This is a genomic window from Vandammella animalimorsus (genome assembly GCF_002288875.1).
Classification (GTDB): domain Bacteria; phylum Pseudomonadota; class Gammaproteobacteria; order Burkholderiales; family Burkholderiaceae_C; genus Lampropedia; species Lampropedia animalimorsus.
This window is the reverse complement of the sequence record NZ_NTBH01000017.1, coordinates 1-17,185: the sequence shown is the minus strand read 5'-3', so window position 1 is coordinate 17,185 and position 17,185 is coordinate 1. Positions and strand designations below refer to the sequence as shown.

13 protein-coding genes and 1 tRNA gene are annotated in these 17,185 nt (G+C 66.1%); 4 read left to right on the top strand and 10 right to left on the bottom strand.

The genetic code is table 11. The annotated features are described in order from the left end of the window. Nucleotides 1-139: 139 nt before the first annotated feature. The 3 genes from trpB to CLI93_RS14540 all read right to left on the bottom strand — a co-directional run bounded on the left by trpB (nt 140) and on the right by CLI93_RS14540 (nt 3,744). Nucleotides 140-1,351, bottom strand: coding sequence for a tryptophan synthase subunit beta (trpB, locus tag CLI93_RS14550; protein WP_095543442.1), 1,212 nt, complete (start codon nt 1,349-1,351; stop codon nt 140-142). 104 nt (nt 1,352-1,455) lie between these two features. Then, nucleotides 1,456-2,178 carry a toxin-antitoxin system YwqK family antitoxin gene (locus tag CLI93_RS14545; RefSeq protein ID WP_095543441.1) on the bottom strand — a complete coding sequence of 241 codons (723 nt, stop codon included), beginning with the start codon at nt 2,176-2,178 and terminating at the stop codon, nt 1,456-1,458. Nucleotides 2,179-2,280: 102 nt separating this feature from the next. Beyond that, on the bottom strand, nt 2,281-3,744 hold the full coding sequence (locus CLI93_RS14540; protein WP_095543440.1) for an FAD-binding oxidoreductase: 1,464 nt from the start codon (nt 3,742-3,744) through the stop codon (nt 2,281-2,283). A gap of 346 nt (nt 3,745-4,090) precedes the next feature. On the opposite strand from CLI93_RS14540, the gene CLI93_RS14535 reads away from it, so the two are divergent. Beyond that, nucleotides 4,091-5,557: an MFS transporter gene (locus CLI93_RS14535; protein WP_238945917.1), complete on the top strand. Its 1,467-nt coding sequence runs from the start codon at nt 4,091-4,093 to the stop codon at nt 5,555-5,557. Between the two features lie 30 nt (nt 5,558-5,587). Then, nucleotides 5,588-6,094: an acyl-CoA thioesterase gene (locus tag CLI93_RS14530; protein ID WP_095543439.1), complete on the top strand. Its 507-nt coding sequence runs from the start codon at nt 5,588-5,590 to the stop codon at nt 6,092-6,094. 233 nt (nt 6,095-6,327) lie between these two features. Here the strand turns inward: CLI93_RS14530 and CLI93_RS14525 are convergent, their stop codons facing one another. The 7 genes from CLI93_RS14525 to CLI93_RS14495 form a co-directional block, all read right to left on the bottom strand. Then, nucleotides 6,328-9,093 carry a choice-of-anchor D domain-containing protein gene (locus CLI93_RS14525; protein ID WP_172425560.1) on the bottom strand — a complete coding sequence of 922 codons (2,766 nt, stop codon included), beginning with the start codon at nt 9,091-9,093 and terminating at the stop codon, nt 6,328-6,330. A gap of 219 nt (nt 9,094-9,312) precedes the next feature. Next, nucleotides 9,313-10,380 (bottom strand): OmpA family protein, encoded by a 1,068-nt coding sequence (locus CLI93_RS14520; RefSeq protein ID WP_172424357.1) that lies wholly within the window; start codon nt 10,378-10,380, stop codon nt 9,313-9,315. Nucleotides 10,381-10,523: 143 nt separating this feature from the next. Next, complete coding sequence (locus CLI93_RS14515; RefSeq protein ID WP_143327018.1) at nt 10,524-12,032, bottom strand: hypothetical protein; 1,509 nt, start codon at nt 12,030-12,032, stop codon at nt 10,524-10,526. 36 nt (nt 12,033-12,068) lie between these two features. Further along, complete coding sequence (locus CLI93_RS14510; RefSeq protein ID WP_095543435.1) at nt 12,069-13,190, bottom strand: metallophosphoesterase; 1,122 nt, start codon at nt 13,188-13,190, stop codon at nt 12,069-12,071. Beyond that, on the bottom strand, nt 13,190-14,539 hold the full coding sequence (gene miaB / locus CLI93_RS14505; protein WP_095543434.1) for a tRNA (N6-isopentenyl adenosine(37)-C2)-methylthiotransferase MiaB: 1,350 nt from the start codon (nt 14,537-14,539) through the stop codon (nt 13,190-13,192). The genes CLI93_RS14510 and miaB overlap by 1 nt, the downstream gene beginning before the upstream one ends. Before the next feature lie 384 nt (nt 14,540-14,923). Continuing rightward, on the bottom strand, nt 14,924-15,481 hold the full coding sequence (locus tag CLI93_RS14500; protein ID WP_238945916.1) for a hypothetical protein: 558 nt from the start codon (nt 15,479-15,481) through the stop codon (nt 14,924-14,926). Between the two features lie 235 nt (nt 15,482-15,716). Beyond that, nucleotides 15,717-16,145, bottom strand: coding sequence for an RNA-binding S4 domain-containing protein (locus CLI93_RS14495; RefSeq protein WP_095543443.1), 429 nt, complete (start codon nt 16,143-16,145; stop codon nt 15,717-15,719). 329 nt (nt 16,146-16,474) lie between these two features. Here CLI93_RS14495 and CLI93_RS14490 point away from each other — a divergent pair. Continuing rightward, nucleotides 16,475-16,550: transfer RNA gene (locus tag CLI93_RS14490), tRNA-Gly, on the top strand. A gap of 334 nt (nt 16,551-16,884) precedes the next feature. Further along, on the top strand, nt 16,885-17,070 hold the full coding sequence (locus tag CLI93_RS14485; RefSeq protein ID WP_143327017.1) for a hypothetical protein: 186 nt from the start codon (nt 16,885-16,887) through the stop codon (nt 17,068-17,070). Nucleotides 17,071-17,185 lie beyond the last annotated feature (115 nt).

Below are 17,185 nucleotides of genomic sequence, written 5' to 3'. Positions count from 1 at the left end.
CTTTGCCAGGCTCAAACAGTTCCGCCGCATCGCCACTCGCTTCGACCGCAAGCCCTCCCACTTCCTGGCCTTCCTCTACCTCGCATCGATTCCCTTGTGGGTGGGGTGAATGTCGATTCAGCCTAGGTCCTGATGCCAGTCACAGCCCGAGCTTGTCGGCCACGTAGTCGGCATCCTTGTCGCCGCGCCCGGAGAGGTTGACCAGGATGTGCCGATCGGCAGGCAGCGTGGCCGCACTGCGCATGGCCCAGGCCACTGCGTGCGCGCTTTCCAGCGCCGGGATGATGCCCTCGACGCGCGACAGGGTCATGAAGGCCTGCAGCGCTTCCTCATCGCTGGCGGTCTGGTACTGCACCCGGCCAATGTCCTTGAGGTAGCTGTGCTGCGGGCCGACGCCCGGATAGTCCAGCCCCGAGGCAATCGAATGCACCGCCGCTGGCACGCCTTCGGCCTCTTCCAGCACATAGCAGGCCATGCCGTGGATGTGCCCCGGATGGCCGCGCGTGAGCGTGGCCGAATGGCGGCCGGGCTTGTCCAGCCCCTCGCCAGCGGGCTCGACGCCCACCAACTGAACATCGGCATCGTCCAGAAAAGCGGTGAACATGCCGATGGCGTTGGAGCCGCCGCCCACGCAGGCGGTGACAAAGTCGGGCAGGCGGCCATGTTTGGCGAGGAACTGCGCGCGCGCCTCGCGGCCGATGATGGCCTGGAAATCGCGCACCATCTTCGGGAATGGATGCGGCCCGACCACCGAGCCGATGGCATACAGATAGTCCTGCGGGTTCTTCAGGTATTCCTCGAAGGCGCTGTCCACTGCCTCCTTCAAGGTGGCCGCGCCGCGTGTCACCGCCACCAGTTTGCAGCCGAGGATGCGCATCTTGGTGACATTGGGATGCTCCTTTTCCACATCCACCTGCCCCATGTGGATCTCGCAGGGGATGCCGACCATGGCGCAGGCGGTGGCCAGCGCCACGCCATGCTGGCCAGCGCCGGTTTCGGCGATCACCTTCTTCTTGCCCATGAAGCGCGCCAGCAGCGCCTCGCCCAGGCAGTGGTTGATCTTGTGCGCGCCGGTGTGGTTGAGGTCTTCGCGCTTCAAGTGGATTTGCGCGCCGCCCAGCTGCGCCGACAGGCGCTTGGCGTGAAAGATCGGGCTGGGGCGGCCGACGTAATCGGCAAACAGCTCGGCCAGCTCCTGCTGGAAGTCCTCGCGCTGTCGAATGTCTTCATAGGCCCGGTCGATCTCGTCCATCGCCTGTTTGAGTTCGGGCGGGATGAACTGGCCGCCGTAGGGGCCGAAGAAGCCCTGGGCATCGGGCATGGGGGCGAAGGTCGGGGTGGGCGAATTCATGGCAGCCTTTTCTCAGTCAATGCGTGGGGATGGCGCAGGTCCATCAAAACATCACGCCGGCACGCGTGCGCTGTGCCGTGCCAGTGTGATGTTGTGCCAGGGGGTTACTCGAAGATGTCTTTGTGCCACTCGTGCAGCGAGGTTTCGAGTAAATCCAGCGCTTGCTCGGGCGTCAGGGGCGCGCCCTGGGCGTCGGTGCCGCCGATGTCGACGATTTCATCGTTTTGCGCCATGCCGCTGACGCTGCGCTGCGTGCCCGGCTCGCGCGCGAAGAAGGGCCCTTCGAGCAGGCCATCGCGCCAGCTGAACAGCGAGCGTTCGGAGCCATCGTTGTTGTAGTACACATCGCGCCCATGCAACTGGCCGCCGCGGTAGCCGGTGCGGCCGCGCACTTCACCGCTGGGGCGGTAGTAGACGATCTCGCCATCCTGGGCGATGACTTCCCACTCCTGCAGATTGGCGCTGGCCTCGACGGCGAAGGCATCTGTTTGCGCAGCGCCGTTGGACTGGTACATGTCCTGGATCAGGTGCTGGCCGGCGTTGTTCTTGCCCAGATAAATGCGGTAGAAGCCGCGCTCCTGCGGCGCTTGCATCAGCTGGCCTTCCTGGGGCGTGTCGGCTGCGCCAAAGTAGGCAATGATGGCCTGGCCCTTGGCGTCCAGCGCCAGCACCGGCACCGGTGACGCCAGCGCCTGGGTCTTGGCCGCCAGGTCTTGCGCTGTAGGCGTGGTCGGGGTGCTCTGGCAGGCCATCAGCAGCGGCAGGACTGCGGCCACTACGGCGGCCAGGGCGGCGCGGGGTTTCATGGCATACACGCTTTTTTTCATGCTCGGTTCTCCCAAAAACAGTGAATGGCCCCGCCGCCGCGAGCGTTTTGCCAATGTCGGGCTAGCCAGCGGGCGAGCAGGGCGGGGGCTTATCGGCAAGCGCTATTCTGCACCGCTTGGGGCGCTTTGGCCGCCTTGTGAGGCCGTTGGCCAGGCCAGCACCTTGCCGGGGTTCATGAGTGCTTGCGGATCGAGCGCTTGCTTGATGGCCTGCATGAGCTGCAGCGCCACGGGGGATTTGTATTGGGGCAGGGTGTCGCGCTTGAGGGCGCCGATGCCGTGCTCGGCCGAGATGGAGCCGCCAAAGCGCCGCACCAGCGCGTACACCGTCTCGGAAATCGCCTGGCCGTGGCGGGCATTGAACTGCGCTGGCGTCTGGCCCTGCGGGTGCTGCACGTTGTAGTGCAGGTTGCCGTCGCCCAGGTGGCCGTAGGTGAGGATGCGCACATCGGGCCAAGCCTTCAGCAGCGCGGCATTGGCCTGCTGCACGAACTGTGGGATGGCGGAGATGGCGATCGACACATCGTGCTTGAGGTTCTGCCCCTCCTGCGCTTGCGCCAGGGTGATGCCCTCGCGCACGTGCCACAGCTCCTGGGCCTGCTGCAAACTGGCGGCGACGATGGCGTCGCTGATCAGGCCCTGCTCAAGCGCCGCTTCCAGCAGCTGCTCGAAACGCGCACGGGCGTGTTGCTCGGACTCGCTGTCCGAGAGCTCCAGCAGCACGCACCAAGGCTGGCTTTGCCACATTGGCGGGCGCAGTTGCGGCAGGTGCTTGGCCACCAGGCTCAGCGCGAACTGGTTCATGACCTCAAAGCCGCTCAGGCCCGCATCGAGCTGCTGGCGCGCCAGTTGCAGCAGGGCGCTGGCTTGCTGCAGGTCGGGCAGCGCCACCCAGGCCGTCAGCTGCGCCACCGGCTGTGGGTACAGGCGCAGCGTGGCGGCGGTGATGACGCCCAGCGTGCCTTCGCTGCCGATGAACAAATCGCGCAGGTCGTAGCCGGTGTTGTCCTTGCGCAGGCCCGAAAGCCCCTCCCAGACCTGCCCCTGGGCGGTGACGACTTCCAGACCCAGGCAGAGTTCGCGCGCATTGCCATAGCGCACCACCTGCGTGCCGCCAGCGTTGGTGGCCAGATTGCCGCCAATGGTGCAGCTGCCCTCCGAGCCCAGGCTGAGCGGGAACAGCAAGCCGGCCTGGGCGGCGGCCTGTTGCACCTGCTGCAGCGTGCAGCCGGCCTCGACCGTCATGGTCATGTTGTGCGCATCGATGGCGCGCACCGCCTGCATGCGTTGCAGGCTCAACACCACTTGCGTGCCCGAGGCATCGGGCACGCCGCCGGCCACCAGCCCGGTGTTGCCGCCCTGGGGCACCACCGCCACCTGCGCCTGGGCGCAGGCAGCCAGCACGGCAGCCACCTCGGCCGTGCTGGCCGGGCGCACCACAGCCAGGGCCTTGCCATGCACGCGCTGCTGCCAGTCGCGCTCGTAGCGCTCCAGCCCGGTGCCGGTGAGCACGTGGGCCTCGCCCACGGTCTGGTGCAACAGCTGGAGCAGGGATTCGGTGGTCATGCGCGCGTGTCCTTTCTGTGCCGTGAAGCTGGGGTCAGAGCCTGTACAAAGGACGCATTATTTCGTGATTCCTCACCCCCATCGGCCATGATTCGCGCGCGACAGCGACACAGGTCTGGGGACGACAGGCCAGGCGCCCTGGCCGCGATAATCGCGCGCCAGCGCAGCCACTGACTGCATAACACGCTCTAAAGTCGCTGCACGGCGGGCAAGAGAGCAGGTTCGGGTGGTCTGCTGTGTTGCAAAGCCAGGCCAAGCCACAAGGCCCGTCTGGGTTTTTGCGCCTTGCAGCCATCCCAAACCGCTTCTTGCTCGCTCGCACCAAGACTTTGAACAGGCTCTTACCGTGCCCGCCTCCGATCTTCTGCACCCCCCAGCGCCCACGACGACCGCAGCCCCACAGGCCACGGCCGACCAGGCCGATGGCCTGCCGCCAGTGCAGCGGCGCAAGGCCGTGGTCGTGATTCTGCTGGGCCTGGTGCTGGTGGTGCTCGATGGCTCCATCGTGACGCTGGCGCTGCCCAAGATCGCGCGCGCTTTTGATGTGCCAGCGGCCTCGGCCGTCAGGGTCGTCACGGGTTATCAGTTGGCCGTGCTGGGCCTGCTGCTGCCCATGGCCTCGCTGGGCGAGCGCCTGGGCTACCGCCGCGTGTATCTGTGGGGCATGGGCCTGTTTGCCTGCGCCGCGCTGCTGTGCGCGCTGGCGCCAGCGCTGTGGCTGTTGGTGCTGTGCCGCGCGGCGCAGGGCGTGGCCGGCGCGGCTGTCATGGGCGTCAATGCCGCGCTGGTGCGTCAGGTCTATCCCAGCGCCTTGCTGGGGCGTGGCATTGCCTTGAATGCCATGACCGTGGCCATGGCCGCCGTGGCAGGCCCGGCGCTGGCCTCGCTGGTGCTGTCGCTGCTGTCCTGGCATTGGTTGTTTGCGCTGGGCGTGCCGCTGGCGCTGGCCGTGGTGGTGCTGGGGCGGCGCCATCTGCCGGTGGGCCAGTGCAGCGGGCGCACGCCGTTTTCGGCGCTGGACTGGTTGCTTAACATCCTGGCCTTCGGTCTGCTGTTCTGGGCCGTGGATGCGCTGGCCGCGCATGGCTTGTCGCACTGGCTGGCGCATGGCCACTGGGGCTGGCATGGCCGCCTGGGCGCGGCTGTATTGGGCTTGAGTCTGCTGCTGTGGATCTGGCACGTGCGCCGCCAGCGCCGGCTGCCCGAGCCGCTGCTGCCGCTCGATTTGCTGCGCATTCCGGTGTTTGCGCTGTCCATGTGCGCCTCGGTGATGGCTTTTGCGGCGCAAATGCTCAGCTTCATTGCCCTGCCGTTTCTGAGCCTGAGCATCCTGCACCATGCGCCGTGGCAGACGGGTTTGTTGGTGAGCATGTGGCCCCTGGCCATTGTGTTGGTGGCGCCGTGGGCCGGGCGCAGCATCGGGCGCTTTCCCGGCGCGGTGTTGGGCGCGCTGGGCATGCTGGTGCTGGCGGCAGGGTTGCTGCTGCTGGCCTTGCTGCCGCTGCATGCGCCGTTGTGGGCACTGGGCTGCGCGGCCTGGCTGTGTGGCGCGGGCTTTGGCTTGTTCCAGTCGCCCAACAATCACATCATCCTCACGGCTGGGCCGCGCACGCGCAGCGGCGCCGCAGGCGGCATGCTGGGCACGGCCCGCCTGACGGGGCAATCGCTGGGCGCGGCGCTGGCCGCCGGCGTGTTCACGCTGTGGCCGCCGCCGCACTATCTGGGTGGACCGCAAACCGCTTTTGCATTGGCTGCCGGCTGTGCATTGCTGGCTGCCCTGGCCAGCGTGCTGCGTCGCAGCCGCTTTTCCTGACCATCGTTTTCTTTTTCTCCTAGACCGACCATGCGCATTGCCAGCACCCCTTCGCCTTCTTCAGCTTCTCGGCCTGAGCCTTTGCCGCGCAGCGCCTTTGCCGCTTTTGAGCGCATCGACACGCGCTGGAGCGACAACGACATTTATGGCCACGTCAACAACGTCGTTTACTACAGCTGGTTTGATACGGCCGTCAACCGTTACCTCATCAACCAGGGCGTGCTCGACATCCATGCAGGCGGCGTCATCGGCCTGGTGATCGAGACCCAGTGCAATTACTTCGCGCCGCTGGCCTTCCCGCAAGCCATAGAGGTGGGCTTGCGCACCGCGCACTTGGGGCGCTCCAGCGTGCGCTATGAACTGGGAATCTTTGCCGAAGGCCAGGCGGTGTGCGCCGCGCGCGGGCATTTCGTGCACGTTTATGTCGATCGCGACAGCCGCCGCCCCGTGCCTTTGCCAGAGCCGCTGCGCCAGGCCTTGCAGCGCCTGCAAATGCCCAGTGATGAATCGGCCCACGAGGCGGGCGCCGGGCGCTGAAGGCGCTTGGGCCTGCTGTTCCTGGTGGCGGGGCTGAGCGCCTGCCGCTGCCAAGCACATAGGCGCCGATGAAAAACGGCCCCGTCCATGGCACAAAGCCATGGACGGGGCTGTTTTGGGTTTCGCGCGCCTCAATGAGAATGAGGCGGCGGTTTGCCCGCTTCGCGCTGTCTGCTGCCAGCTGGCTTCACACCAGCTTGGCAGCGGGCAGGCCGCCTGGGCTCATGGCATTTTCATGCCTTGCGCCGCAGGCCACGCTGCAGCAGGCCGGTGGCGCCCAGGCCCAGCGAGAGCAGCAGCAGCAGCAGCGGTGCCAGCGCCGGCACGGGTGTTGCGCCCAGCGGCACGCCGCCACGCAGGCGCACGATGGTCGGGCTGCCTGCCGCGTCGTGATTAAAGCGCAGCTCAGCCTCTTGCAGGCCGGTGACCGTGGGCTTGAACCGCACTTGCACCGTGCAGCTTGCACCGGGCGCCAGCGTTGCCACGTTGCAGCTGCCCACATCCAGCACGAAGGCTGTGGCATTGGGGCCTGTCAGCGAGGGCGGGCTCGTCAGGGTCAGCGGCGCCGTGCCACTGTTGGTGAAAGTGATGGAGGCCGGCGCAGATTCATTGCCCACGGCGATCACGCCAAACTCCCAATGGCCAACCGAGACCTGCGCAGTGGGCGCTGGTGCAGCCTGGCCCGCGCCGCGCAGGGCGACGGTCGCTGGGCTGCCTGCGGCATTGTGGGCAATGCTCAGCGTGCCGTTGGCTGGGCCAGCGGCTGTGGGCTTGAAAACCACGTCGATAGCGCAGCTGCCGCCAGCGGCGATGTTCGCGCCGGCGGTGCAGGTGCTGCCAGCGGCGATCTCGAAGGGGCCAGTCACTGCAGGGGCTGCACCCAAGGTCAGCGGTGCTGTGCCGTTGTTGGTCAAGGTCACGGTCTGGGCTGCCGAGCTGGCGCCTACCGTGGCACTGCCAAGATCCAGCGCGGCGGGCGAGAGCTGCACATTGGGTGCTGGCGCAGCCTGGCCCACGCCGCGCAGGGCTACGATCGATGGGCTACCTGCAGCATTGTGGGCAATGCTCAGCGCGCCATTGGCCGGCCCTGCGGCTGTAGGCTTGAAGAGCACGTCGATGGAGCAGCTGCCGCCTGCGGCGATGTTTGCGCTGGCGGTGCAGGTGCTGCCAGCGGCGATCTCGAAGGGACCGGATACGGTGGGTGCTGCCCCCAAGGTCAGCGGGCCTGTGCCGTTGTTGGTCAAGGTCACGGTTCGGACTGCCGAGCTCTCGCCCACTGTGGCGTTGCCAAGATCCAGCGTGGTGGGCGAGAGCTGCACATTGGGCGCTGGCGCAGCCTGGCCCACGCCGCGCAGTGCCACGGTCGCTGGGCTGCCGGCGGCATTGTGGGCAATCGTTAGCGAGCCATTGGCTGGACCTGCGGTCGTGGGCTTGAAGACCACGCTGATGGTGCATCTGTCACCAGGGGCAATGTTCATGTTGGCTGTGCAGGTGCCGCCGGTGATCTGGAAGGGGGCGGCAACTGCAGGCGCTGCGCTCAAAGTCAGCGGGGCTGTGCCATTGTTGGTCAGCGTGACGGTTTGCGCTGGCGAGGTGTTGTTGAGCGTGATGCCGCTGAAGTTGAGCGCGCTGGTGCTCAACTGTGCATTGGGGGCCGCAGCATTGACACCCTGGCCTCTCAAAGACAATTCGCTGACATTGGGCGTGCCATTGTGCGTGATGCGCAGCAGCTCTTGTGCATTGCCGGCGTTGGTGGGCGTAAAGCGCAGCCGCACGGTGCAGGTGCTGCCTGCGGCCACGGGAGTGCCCACAGCGCAGCTGCCACCGATGACGCTGAAGGGCGCGGGGGCGGTGATTTGCGTCAGATTCAAGGGCGCGTTACCGCTATTGCGCACCGTCACGTCTTGCTGGGCATTGCCCCCCACGGTGACGGTCCCGAAATTCACGGGATCGGGCGTCAGCTGCACGGCGGGTATCGGGGCTGCAACCCCGGTGCCGTTCAGTGCCACGGTGGTGGTGGCTGGCGAGGCGTTGTGTTTGAAGGTCAGCGAGCCCGATGAGCCGCCCAGGGCCGTAGGCGTGTACGCCACGGCGACTGTGCAACTCTGGTTGGTTGCCAGGGTGGTGTTGGCCGCACAGGTCGTGCCGGTTGCGGCAATGGCAAAAGGCGCGGCTACGCTGGGCGCCTGCGTCAGCGTCAAATCGGCCGTGCCCTGATTGGTCAAGGTCACTGTTTGGGCAGCAGAAGTTTGCCCTTGCACCACATTGCCGAAATTCAGCACCGTGGGCGCCACTGCGGCAATCACCGTGCCAGTCGAGGGCGCGCCGTAGAGATGGCGGCAGGCTGCGATGTCGTCGGGCTGCAGAGTCTGGGATGGGTTGGGGGAGTAACTCGTCAGCGGCGGGCCGGACATCACGACATCGTCCACATCGGAGTGGGCAATGCCCATCATGTGACCCAGTTCATGGATGATGGTTTTGTTGCTGGCCCGGTAGCGCGAGGACAGCCAGACATCGCCTTCTACGGCTTGGCCGTTTGACGTACCCACGCCGCCTGTGCCTGCGACGCTGTTGTTGCCTGGGTCGTGCCAGCCGATCGTGTTCTGGCCATCATGGCTGCCATTGAGTGCCAGCCCTGGCAGATTGGTGGTCGTGCCCTTGTAGACAAAGCGCACATTGCACACCGTCTGCCATTGCTGCATGCCGTTTTGCAGCGCGGCAATGGCTGCGTCGGCGGAGGCATAGGCAGCGGGCCGGTTGGCATCGTTGTAGTACCACTGGATTTCTCCGCCAGCGAAGCCGGAGGTGACATGGTCGAACAGCTTGAACTTCTCCAGCAGGCCTTGCCAAGGGGCTTGATAGACCACGCGGAAGTCGCCTTGCTCGTAGATGTGAGGCGGCTGCGGCGATGGGCTTTCCTGCCCATGGGCCCCTGCCATAGGGAGCAGGGCGGCGCCGATGGCCAGCATGCCAAGTGCGCCAATATGTCTAGATGTCATGAATCTCCTCCGGCTGTTGCAGAAAAAAGCAATGGGCTGCAAGTGTAACAGTGGTCTTTGCATGCCAGCCCTCTTGGCACGACTTGGATTTTGAAAGCTGTGCGCCTGTGTAGATGGGGGCTGCGGCCTTTGTGTGGTGTTGGCTGGCGGCAAGAAAAAAACGCCGCGCAACAGGCATTGCGCGGCGTTTGGTCTGTCTGGGGTTGGAGGTTACGGCCTTCAGGGGGCGAGTCGCACCTCGACGCGACGGGCTTCGGCGTTGTCGCCGCTGCCTGTGTGAGACTGAGGCTTCTCCAGGGTGATGCGCTCCTGGGGCACGCCCAGCTCAAGCAGCGTGCGCTGCACGGCCTGAGCGCGCTTCTTGGCCAGCTCTTCATTGAAAGCGGCATTGCCCGTGGGGTCGGTGTAGCCGGAAATCACCGCGCTTTGCCCTGCGGCCACGGCGGTGACCACTTCGGCCAGCGCCTGGGCAGCGCCATCGGCCAGAGCATCGCTGGCCACGCCAAAGTAGAACTTGACCACGCCGCCTTCAACGGCCACGCGCGGGCCATCCTGTGCGGCGCTGCTGGGCTGGGCCACAGCTGGCTGTACGGCTGGCGAGGGGGTCTGCACGTCGGCGATGGGCGCAGGCACAGGGTTTACGGGGGCGGGCGCAGGGGCGATAGGCGTTGCTGGGGAGACGGCGCTGGCAGGGGTTGGCTGGGGCAGTACCACCACCTCCACGCGCTGGGCCTGCAGCCAGTCGGCGCTCAGGGGATCACTCTGCACTTCGGCCAGCAGCAGCTGCGATGCGGGCACGCCCAGGCTGCGCAGCAGCTCGTACACCTGGTGGCCACGCTGCTTGGGCAGCAGGGCATTGGCCGCTGTCTGGGACTGCGTGCCATTGAACGGCAGGATGTGCAGCTTGCCGCCTGCGCGCAGGCGCTCCAGCAGCGGGGCCAGAATGGGCTCGGCCTGTGCGCTGCCAGGTGCGGCCGCGCTGTCTTGTGCGAACAAGAAGGTGGCCATGGAGCCAGTCAGCTCTACTCTTGGCGTGTCGCCCGCTACCGCCACAGGGGCGCTGCCCGGGCTGACCGAGGCGCGGGTGCCTGGCACGACTGTTGCGCCGCCAGGGCCGACGGAGGCATGGGTGGCCTGCGGCTGAACCACAGGCGGCGGTGCAACGGCCTTGTTGCGCTTGAGTGCGCCGGCCGTGGCAAACCACAGCACGCCCGCGACGATCAGGCCGATGAGGGTGAAGACGAGAAACAGTGCAATGCGCGAATCCTTGTCGTTTTCCTGGGTCATGGTGTTGTCCTTGGCGCTGCGGGGGCGACAGGCGCCGAGCGCTGGTGAAAGTAATGAACAGGCCGGCGCACTGGCGCCAGGCGGCATGGCAGCGCGCATTGTATGCGCAGGGTGGGGGCCGGTTTGGGATGGCGTGGGCGGCGTTACTGGGCGAATGGGGCGAAGGGTAGCTGCAGGGCTGTGGCGCGCGCGTTGTCATGCAGCGGGACGTGCAAGGCCCAGGCGCCATCGGGCAAGGAGGTGATCTCTGGTGTGCTGCCAGGCAGGCGCAGCTCGGCGGGGCGCTGCGCGAACAGGGCCTGCCAGGCTTGCAGCGCCGATGCGCCAGCGGCAGGCGCAGGTGTGGGCTGCATGCGCAGCCACAGCAGGCTGGCGATGGCGCGGCGGGTGGCTTCGCGGTCGTGCAGGCGCTGCGGGTAGCTGGGCTGGGCTGCAAAAATAGGCTCGCCGGTGTTCCATAAGCAGGCTTTGGGAGCCAAAGCGCAAGCAGCTTGCCAGGCGATGGCCTGGGCGTGGGCGGCTCCCAGCGCGTGCAGCCGGGCGAAATCGGCCTGGGACAGCGCTTGCTGGGCCTCGGGCGTGCAGACCCAGGCATAACGGGGGGCGCTTAGGCGGCGCAAGGTGTGGTCGTGGCTCCACGCGGGCAGCAGCGCCACCAGGATGCGCTGCCAGCGCCTGATGCGGGAATGCTGCGGGCCGCTTTCCAGACCGCTGCCTTCTACGCTGCCTTCTAGAAAGGCGTCGCGCGCCCATGAGGGCAGAGGGTGGCGCAGGGCTCCAAGGCTGAATTGGTATTCATTGCGGGCGATGTCGCACAAGGACTGGGCGTGATCGGGCTGCGGGGCAAAGGCTTGTAGACAGTTTGAAGGCGCCTGGACTTGGGGCGCGTGGTAGAGCATGTCGGCCAGCAGCGCGGCGCTTTGGCGCAACTGCGCGGCGGCAACCATTTGGGCGATGAGGGTGCTGTGCGGGCCTTGCAGCAGGCGTTGCACGGTGTCGGTGTGTCGGCACAGGCCGTGCATGGCCTGTTCGGGCTGGCCGCTCCAGAACTGCACGGCGTATTGGGTAGCCGGGTAGAACAGGTGCTGGTAAGAGGGCAGCGGCGTGTCCATGCGCCAGACGAAGGGCTGGCTGACGTAGCCGTAGTTGGCCAGTGCGGCGATGCGCTGGAGCAGCGCTTGGTGGGCCTGGATTTGGGCCTGAAAGCGCGGCAGATCGGCGCGTACGCGCTGCAGGCAGGGCTGCTCATCCCAAACGCGGCACCAGCTGGCATGTTCCTGCGGCGTCAGCTCGGCAAAGCGCTCGGAAGGGGCTGGCCAGGCATCGCCACGGTAGCTGACGAAGTGCTCCACATCCTGCCAGGCTATAGCATGTTGCTGCTCTGCCGGGACGTCGCGCGCCAGCAGCCACAGGGCGGCAAAGCCGTCTTGCGGACTGGTCTGGGCAGAGTTGGCGGGCGTGGCGGCTGGATTGCGCAAGGCGGCCAGCGCATGCTGCTGCTCTGGCGTGGGGCCGCGCAGCAGCGCCCAGATGGCCAGGCCCGCCCACAGCAAAGCAATGGCCAGAGCCAGCAGGCCCAGGGCTTTGAGCAGGCGCGCCAGCCAGGTGCGCAGCCATGCCTGCGATTGCATGGATCGGTCGGATGGGGGCATGTTGGCGGCGTATTTGGGCACGGCGCACCAAGCGCTTCAGGCAGAGGGTGCGGCCACGGTGGCCCAGCTCTCGCCGGTGTCGAAGACCAGGGTTTTCTCCGGCCAGCGCAGGGCGGCGAGGTGGAAGCGGCTTTGGCGCGGGTCGTGCTGGCCTTGCAGGCGTTCGCTCCAGCGCGCGCCAGCGGAGAAGTCCACGCAAAAGACGTTGCCGCGCTTGCCGTGCCAGGCGTTGCCGGGGATGCCGGCAAACAGCGCGCTTTCGGCATGCGCGCCGGGGCCGGGGGCGTCAAAGAGCCGCCAGTAGTGGCCGATGACCACGGGCGTGGCCTCGTCGTAGGCGTTCCACCAGGGTTGGCGATCGGTGAAGCGCCATTTGCCGCCTGCGTAAAAGGGCTGGGCGGCGGCGGCTTCGACGCCGGTGGTAAGGATTTTGAGGGGGTTGTGGGTTTGCTTGAGCAGCTCGCGCTCGCCGTGCGCGCGCAGCAGCGGCGGTTGGTGCTGGCCATCTTCCAGGTCATGCGGCCAGGCGGCGCGCTCTTGCTGGATGCGGCGTTGCAGCGAGCCGCTGCGCGCCTGTTCGGCCGCTTGTTCTTCGAAGCGGTCGTACTGGCGGCGCGCCGTGCCCAGGGCAAAGCCGCGCGCGGCGGCAATGGGCGCGGCCTGCCAGGCGGCGTGCACCACGCGCAGGTCTTCGCGCTCCAGCGCCACGGGCAGGCGGTTGCACAGCGCGGCGTGGCGCTCGCGCTGGGCGGGCGAGGCGATGACGAAGGGGGCGTATTTGGCGCGGTCGCGCTCGGTGCGGGCGTCGAAGTACCAGCCTGCGCCGTCCTTGGCGTCTTCGCGGATGAGGTTGACTTCGTGATTGCCCAGCACGGCGGCGCAGCGCCCGGCCTCATAAACCTCGCCAAACCAGTCGAGCACGGCCGGGGTGTTGGGGCCACGGTCGCACAAATCGCCCACGAACACGAGGGTGCGGCCTTGCGGGTGGCGGCCCTGGCGGTCGTAGCCCAGGTGCGCGAGCAGGGCTTGCAGTGCATCCCATTCGCCATGCACGTCGCCAACGATGTCCAGCGGGCCACCTGGCAGGCGGCCCACCAGGCTGGGCGTTGGCGCGGCGGGGGCGGTTGGGGTGTCGATGGGGTTGGGGGCTTGGGCCATCAGGCGTGCTCCTCGACCAGGGCCTGGCCGCGCAGGGTGTAGGTCATGGCTTCGGTGATGCGCACGTCCAGCATTTGGCCGATGAGCGCGGCGCTGTCCACGCCCTGCGGGGCGGGGAAGTTGACGACGCGGTTGCATTCGGTGCGGCCCATCAGCTCGCTGGCGTCGCGCTTGGAGCGCCCTTCGATGAGCAGGCGCTGCACGCTGCCCACGCGCTCTTGGCTGATGCGCTGGATGTTGGCGTTGATGGCCGCCTGCACGGTTTGCAGGCGCTGGAGCTTGACCTCGTGCGGCGTGTCGTCGTGCAGATTGGCCGCGGGCGTGCCCGGGCGCGGGCTGTAGATGAAGGAGAAGCTGTTGTCAAAGCCGATGTCGTCGATGAGTTTCATCAGTTTGGCAAAGTCTTGCTCGGTCTCGCCGGGAAAGCCGACGATGAAATCGCTGCTCATGGCCAGCTCGGGGCGGATGGCGCGCAGCTTGCGCACGGTGCTTTTGTATTCCATGGCGGTGTAGCCGCGCTTCATGGCCATGAGGATGCGGTCCGAGCCGTGCTGCACGGGCAGGTGCAGGTGATCGACCAGCTTGTCGATTTTTTCGTAGGCGGCGATCAGCCGGGGCGTGAATTCGTTGGGGTGGCTGGTGGTGTAGCGGATGCGCTCGATGCCGGGGATTTCGGCCACGTATTCCAGCAGCAGGGCAAAGTCGGCGATCTCGCCGCTCTCGCCCATGGGGCCGCGGTAGGCGTTGACGTTCTGGCCCAGCAGGTTGATTTCTTTCACGCCCTGGCTGGCCAGATCGGCCACTTCGATCAGCACGTCCTCGAACGGGCGGCTGACTTCCTCGCCGCGCGTGTAGGGCACGACGCAGTAGCTGCAATATTTGCTGCACCCTTCCATGATGGAGACAAAGGCCGTGGCGCCTTCCACGCGCGCGGGCGGCAGGTGGTCGAACTTCTCGATTTCGGGGAAGGAAATATCCACCTGCGGGCGGGCTTGCACCTCGCGCTCGGCCAGCAGTTGCGGCAGGCGGTGCAGGGTTTGCGGGCCGAACACCACGTCCACATAGGGCGCGCGGCGGATGATTTCCTCGCCCTCCTGGCTGGCCACGCAGCCGCCCACGCCGATTTTGGCGCCAGGCTTTTTCAGCAGGCGTGCGCGGCCCAGGTCGCTAAAGACTTTCTCCTGCGCCTTCTCGCGCACCGAGCAGGTGTTGAACAGGATCAGATCGGCGTCTTCCATCCGATCGGTTTTTTCGTAGCCCTGGGCTTCGTGCATGACGTCGGCCATCTTGTCCGAGTCGTACTCGTTCATCTGGCAGCCAAAGGTTTTGATGAAGATTTTCTTTTTCATGGCAAGGCAATGGAACAGGTAATGAGCGCTTTTCCGATCGGGCGATCCCCCGAATGGGGGCTCTCAGCAGTGGACCCCAGCCGTGAGCCTGGGCAATGAATGCGTCGGATGCGAAACGGGATCAGCCCCGGTGTCAGCGGGCGTGGATCGGGGCGGCGATTTGGGGCAGGGCCAGGGTGGCGCTGTCAGACTGCTGAAGTCAGCGCCGGTCATCCATAAGGATGCGCGCGGCGCTTGGTTGTGGGGCAGTGGATGGCCGGACGCTTGCGCGCAATGGGGCATGCGGGCTTTAGGCCGGGGGAAGGGGCGAGCCCGCCATGATGCCGCCCGGGAAGGGATGCGGCAAAGCGCTCGACCCTCAACAGGGTGCGCCAGCTGGCGTGCTCAGCGCATCGTGGCCGTGCCGTGGCCAGTGATGGTGCCGTAGCCGCTGTGCGCGCCACTGGCCGAGGCCGGGCGCAGCGCATTTTTGGCCGTGCCCACGCCCAGCGGCCCGGGCTGCACCTCGTGCGGATCCTGCGTAGCCGGCCCGAACAGGCCGAACAAGCGTCGGGGCGGCATCTCCGCATCGCGCAGCACCCAGGCAGTCTGCACCATGCCAGTGGCCACTTCCACCTGATAGCGCACGCGCAGGCGCTGACCGGCCAGTTGCGCTGCGGGCACGATGTGATGGTGCTGGTTGTAAAGGCGCAAGCCAGGGGCCAGGCCAATGCGCTTGCCATTGAGACGCGCCGATGAGGCATCAATGATGACCAACGTGCCGTACAGCGCAGATTGGGGGAAGGTGCGGGCGGCTTGGGGGCTGTGCCCCGTTTGCAAAGGGGCGTGCTGCGCCTGGGCCGCCGGGGCGGCCAGCAGGGCTGCGGCAGACAAGGACAGCGCAATCAGCCAAGACGCTGCGCGGGGGCTGCGGATGGCGTGGGGGCGGGAACAGCGGTTCATGGTGTGTATCCAGAGGCTGATGGGGTGGGGCGGATATTGCTGGTGATGGGCCACAGGCCGGGCCACGTGGTGCGCGGCAATCACCGCCGGGCAGAACCTGTCGGGCGAAGCCTAGCGATGCAATCAGCCTGTGATTGTAGGGGCAGGGGCCGGCGGCGTCACGGCCCTGGGGAGCGTGTTGGATAGGCGCAGCAGACGCTGCCTCGGTAGCTTGCTCCGGCAGCAGGCGTGGCCGTCATTCATCGCTCAGCCTGGCAGACCAGCGTGCATCCAGGGCTGCAGGCGTGCGCCCCCAGTGCTGCTGCAGCTGGTCCAGCTCGCGCCGGCTTTTCTTGGTCGGCCGGCCATGGCGCAGCCCGCTGGCTGGCTCTGGTGCCAGCTGGCGCAACTGCGCCTGGCGCTCGCGCGCGGCAACGCTCTCGGCCGTTTCTTCATACAGCAACTGCGCCTGGGGCGCAGGGCCGCGCTGCTGACTCAAGGCCAAAATGCGCACCACCCGCTGCTGTGGGCCATGGCCGATGCACAGCACATCATCAATATGCACCTCACGCGCCGGCTTGGCTGCCACGCCATTGACCATCACCCGCCCCTTGTCAATTTGCTCGACAGCCAAAGAGCGGGTCTTGAAAAAGCGCGCGCACCATAGCCACTTGTCCAGCCGCATACTCTGGCGGGGTTCGGCATCTTGGCCCCTGGGCTGCGAGCGCGGGCTGCCACTGTGCTGGCGGGCAAGTTTGGACGTGCGGGCGGTTTTCTGCTGGGCCATAGGAAAAGAAACTTGGCAAGCCTTGAACAATGGGTATGAGGGTGCCTGCTGCGCTGCTCGCTGTGAGGCGGGGCTGACGCGTGCGCAATGTGTGCAGCCAGCGATGGCCGAGGCCCTGGATGCAGGCTCCACACAATGGCGCCCATTGTCAGGCAGCTTGCCCGCCACGGCAAAAACCTGTGCTAGAATGCGCGCTTTCCGACAAAGCAAGCGCTTTAGAGGATTATGCGGGAATAGCTCAGTTGGTAGAGCGCAACCTTGCCAAGGTTGAGGTCGCCGGTTCGAGACCGGTTTCCCGCTCCAAATTTCATCTTGCGCGCTCCAGCAGGGCGCGCGGCCTTATCAAGAAGGAGCCATTTGGCTCCTTTTTTATTTCTAGCTCTCTGCCTCTGTGTATTGAGCTATCCCTGGCGACACACAGGGGATTCGCCACCCTGAGGGCTTTCATGCTCTATAGCCCTGGGTTTAACTTCACTCTGTTTCTTTTGTATGTAATTTGCCTTTTCTCTGGCCCTGTATTTAGAATGCTGAAAAAAATCAGCATGGGGGGAATCCTATGGGGCGAGAGGGGCGCAAGGGATGCCATGGCGCGTGGCGTTGCGTTTGGTTGATCCTGTATCTGATGCTGTTTTGGCAGATGGCAGGCCCTGCATGGGCTCAGGCGGGGGGCGCTGTCTGTGCCGAAGTCAAAATCGTCATTGAGCAAAAGCTCTCCCTGGAGCGTCAGGCCTTTGATGCGCGCATGGTCATCACCAATGGCCTGCCCGATCAAAAGCTGCAAGACGTGCATGTCGAGCTGCTGTTCATGGATGGGAACCTCTAAAAACCGGGCAATTCCTGGACTTCCAGCCCCAACACTTCACGATCTGAAAAAAACCGGATCAAGAAGCCCTTTTTTAGAGCGCGTTTGAGCCCATTTCCCTCCTTTTCCTCACGCA